The 873-nt window shown below is 25.3% G+C and carries 1 protein-coding gene and 1 pseudogene; both read right to left on the bottom strand.

Going from position 1 to position 873, the window contains the following annotated elements:
* Positions 1 to 549 (bottom strand): hypothetical protein (locus tag H2280_RS08360; RefSeq protein WP_337216253.1); only part of this gene is annotated, 549 nt, incomplete at its 3' end.
* Positions 546 to 873 (bottom strand): annotated as a pseudogene (locus H2280_RS08365) (hypothetical protein); the annotation flags it as partial. The gene H2280_RS08360 and the pseudogene H2280_RS08365, both read right to left, overlap by 4 nt.

Consider the following 873-nt stretch of genomic DNA (forward strand, 5'->3'; position numbering starts at 1 on the left):
AAAGTATTTTGTGCCTTTTTGAGTGCGAAAACAATTGATATTATACATATCCCAATTATCCAAATTCCCCCAAAAATCGCCTTTTGTTGCATGATTTACTAAATTATCGTTGTAAGAATAAATATAATTATCTCTAAAATATTTCCAAGTTTCATATTTATTTTCTTTTTTGTATTGTGATAAATTGGGAGTTTTTGTATTTGCATTATCTGTTTCATGATATGCACAACGCCAAAAATCAATACAATCGTCTAAAAAAAGTTGTCCTACAATAGCTACATAATCATCAGTATAATGATGTGCTAATTTATATAAATTTGAAAAATCAAATAAATAACTAGCAAAAATTGTTTCATCCATTTCTGCTTCAATATCAAAACTTGTCAAAATTGTCATTTCAAACAATTCCAAAATATCTGTTTTCTTAACATTTGGTATTTGTAGAAAAAGGTGCATTTCATAGTAGTTACTTATTTTCTTACCTAACTCATAAGGGATATCATAAAAAATAAAATCCATATACTCTTTATTTAATACTTTATATTTCATCTTAAATCTTTCAAATTGTGAATTTTTGTTTTTGGTTCTAAATTATAGATAATATCTATTGTATCTCCACCACTTTGAGAATTGCTTCTAATTTGTACTTTTGTCATTTTATCCTCTAATAAATAAACATTAATTTCTATCGGTTCTTGCCTTATAACTTTTCCGGTTTTTTTATCTTTGATACCTATGGTTGTTTTTATTTTATTTAAATGTTGAGCATTCTCTAATAAATCATTAGCCATTTCTTTTATTTGTTTATTATCCTTAGCCCAGAAAACATTCTCACTTCTATTAAGTCTTAATTCTTTAGAAGTCTTAAGATTG

It is taken from the genome of Campylobacter sp. 2457A, from assembly GCF_020135895.1.
In the GTDB taxonomy this organism is placed as follows: Bacteria; Campylobacterota; Campylobacteria; order Campylobacterales; family Campylobacteraceae; genus Campylobacter_D; species Campylobacter_D taeniopygiae.